The sequence below is a fragment of the Archangium sp. genome, from assembly GCF_036388035.1.
Taxonomy (GTDB): Bacteria; Myxococcota; Myxococcia; order Myxococcales; family Myxococcaceae; genus Archangium.
This window is the reverse complement of sequence record NZ_DASVSO010000485.1, coordinates 1-2803: the sequence shown is the minus strand read 5'-3', so window position 1 is coordinate 2803 and position 2803 is coordinate 1. Positions and strand designations below refer to the sequence as shown.

1 protein-coding gene and 1 pseudogene are annotated in these 2803 nt (G+C 74.4%); both read left to right on the top strand.

Translation table 11 applies throughout. From position 1 onward, the window contains the following. Positions 1-2603, top strand: a 2603-nt coding sequence (locus VF697_RS19570; RefSeq protein WP_331097185.1) for a carboxypeptidase regulatory-like domain-containing protein, incomplete at its 5' end; no start/stop codon positions are given. Between the two features lie 86 nt (positions 2604-2689). Further along, a pseudogene (locus VF697_RS19565) lies at positions 2690-2803 on the top strand (GGDEF domain-containing protein); the annotation flags it as partial.

Here is a 2803-nt window from a genome sequence, read left to right as displayed (position 1 = left end):
GTTCGAGCCTGTGGACCGCCTGCGCGGACGTGGGAGGTGCGCCCCCCGAGCCGGTGCCACCCACGCCGGACGAGCCCGACTCGTGCCGGGTGGATCAGGACTGCCCGGACCCCGGGCTCTTCTTCTGCGACACGGCGACGTCGCGCTGCCTGGCGGCGTGCCGGACGCAGGCGGACTGCACGGCGGAGAAGCGGGGCCCGCACCGGATTGAGTCCTGCGACGCCAACCCCCTGGGCTGCCGGTGTGACGGGAGCCGGTGCGTGGCGGCGCTGTGCTCGTCGGACGCGGAGTGCGCGGGCGCGGCGGGGCAGGTGTGCCGGGATGGCCGGTGCGCGCCAGCCCCCGAGGCGGACGCGGCGGTGACGTGCCAGGTGACGCCAGACTTCGTCCTCGGGCGCGAGGGGACGTCGGCGCGCTTCTCGGTGCTGGCGATGGACGCGGCGGGCCAGCCGGTGGTGGTGCCCGCGGGCGCCACGTGGACGGCGGTGGACGAGGCGGTGCGGGGTGGAGGCACGGGGACGGAGGCCTCCTTCGTGCTGTCGGTGCCCACGGTGGGCGCGCGGGAGGCGGTGCGGGCGCGGGTGGGCAAGGCCACCTGCACGGCGCGCGTGACGGTGCTGGAGGCGACGCTGGCGCCGGGTCGGCTGCGGGCGGTGGTGACGGACGAGCTGACGGGCCGCCCCATTGTGGACGCGGTGGTGGTGACGGCGGACGCGCGGGGGGCGGAGACGGCGTGGGCGGAGACGGACGCGAACGGCGTGGCGACGCTGGCGGCGCTCTCGGAGGCGGGGAGCGTCTCGGTATTCCACAAGGACTTCGGCTACCTGACGGTGGCGCACGAGGGCGCTGGAGGCTCCACGGACCTGGCGCTGCCGCTGCGGCGCAACCCGACGGCTCGCTACGGGGGCTACAAGGGCACGTTCCGGGACATGTCGACGAGCCTGGACATGCACGCGGGGCTGGCGGGGCTGTCGTCGCCGGACGCGGTGTCGGACCTGTCGGGGTCGCTGCTGGTGGGGCCCTCGCGGCGGGTGAGCTACACCTCGGGGGGACAGGCGCGCGAGGCGACGCTGCCGGCCGGGGCGTACGTGGTGCTGCCGGGCACGACGCTGGCGGCGACGGACGTGTCGGCGCAGGGCGTGGCGGGCGTGTGCGACGCCGTGCTGGCGGGCGTGACGAGCCCGGAGGAGCTGATGGCCTCGGGCGCGTGTGGCACGCGGACGGCGTGGGCGCTGGGCGGGGACATTCCGCTCAACGCGCTGTCGCCGAGCGTGGTGACGGGAGGCGGGGTGGACCTGGGGCAGGTGCTGGCCCAGACGATTCCGCTGCTGCGCACGTTCAGCTCCTCGGTGGTGCGGGACGTGCGCTACCGGCTGAAGGAGACGCCGGGGGCGGAGACGGGCGCGCCGGCCTATGGAGACCAGTCGCACTTCACGACGGCGGACCACGACTTCAAGGCCGAGCGGAGCATGGCGCTGGGCTTCCAGTTCGCCCTCCGGGTGCCGGCGCTGCCGAAGTACCGGGGCGCGTGGATGGACAGCGTGGCGGTGCTGGGCGCGGCGCGAGTGCCGGGGCGTGGCGTGGTGCCGCTGGGCCTGGGCGCGGCGACGAACACGAACCCGGCGGACCTGAACACGGACACGCAGGTGGGGCTGCCGGGGCCGGGGCTGGTGAGCGTGCGGATGGCGCCCACGCACCACGGACTCGAGGGCAGCCCGTACGATCTGCTCATCACGGCCTCGTCCTCGGCCGCGAGCAATGACGCGACGGCGGGAGCGGCCTCCAGCGTGCTCATCCACCGGACGCTGCGGAAGCTGCCCTTCGATCCCCGGGGAGGCGCTCCGGTGGCGGTGACCGGGCCCTTCCTGCCGGTGCCCGAGGGCGCGCGCTACAACTACCTCCGGGACGCGGCGGCGGGCCTCGAGGGCCGGCAGCTGCGCTTCCTGGGCGAGCCGCAGCTGCCCGAGGGGACGGTGCTGCGGGCGGTGTTCACCAACCGGGCGGAGCACCGCTGGGTGGTGCTGATGGACGTGGCGAGGGCCACCACGGGCGTGCGGCTGCCGCTGCCGCCGGAGTCCTTCGAGGATCGGACGTACTTCGGGGACGTGACGGGCTCGCGCTCGCCCTTCGGGATGCAGGCGCTGGAGGTGAGCCGGACGGGGACCTCGGACGGGGCGCCGCTGGACCTGAACGGGCTGGTGGAGGCGGACGGGGTGGACCTGGGGCAGCTGGGCGCGCTCACGGTGGCGTTCTCGGCGCTGGACTACGGCCGGCCCCGGGTGGAGTGGGTGGCGCCGGCCGAGGACGGCCAGAGCGTGGCGCGCGGCTCGATGGTGAAGGTGGGGGTGCGGGCCTTCCGGGTGGGCAGTGGCATCACGGACGACGGCTCCGTGCGGCTGACGTTCGCGGGAGGCACGGGCTGCGAGGGCCAGACGGTGCGCGGGGACGTCATGGACTCCCAGGGAGGAGGGGAGGTGGAGCTGCCGCTGCCCGGGGGGTGCTCGGGGACGGGGGTGCGGCTCACGGCGACCCTGGTGAACCCCGAGGGCCAGCCGTTGAACCCCCCGGTGACGAGCACGCGCACCCTGACGATTACCCCCTGAGCGCCCACGGGGAGCGCGAGAACCTTCACCCGGAGTCACCCACTGCTGGCTTCGGGGGTTTTCCGGGTGCTACCGTCTTGTCGGGTATGGCCCAGAACGAGACGGTGGTTACCGTCATCTCGAAAATTTCGGAGCGTCCGAGCAACCTGGATGCCGCGCTCGTGGTCATCTACGGCCTGGATCTGGGCCGCAAGTACGAC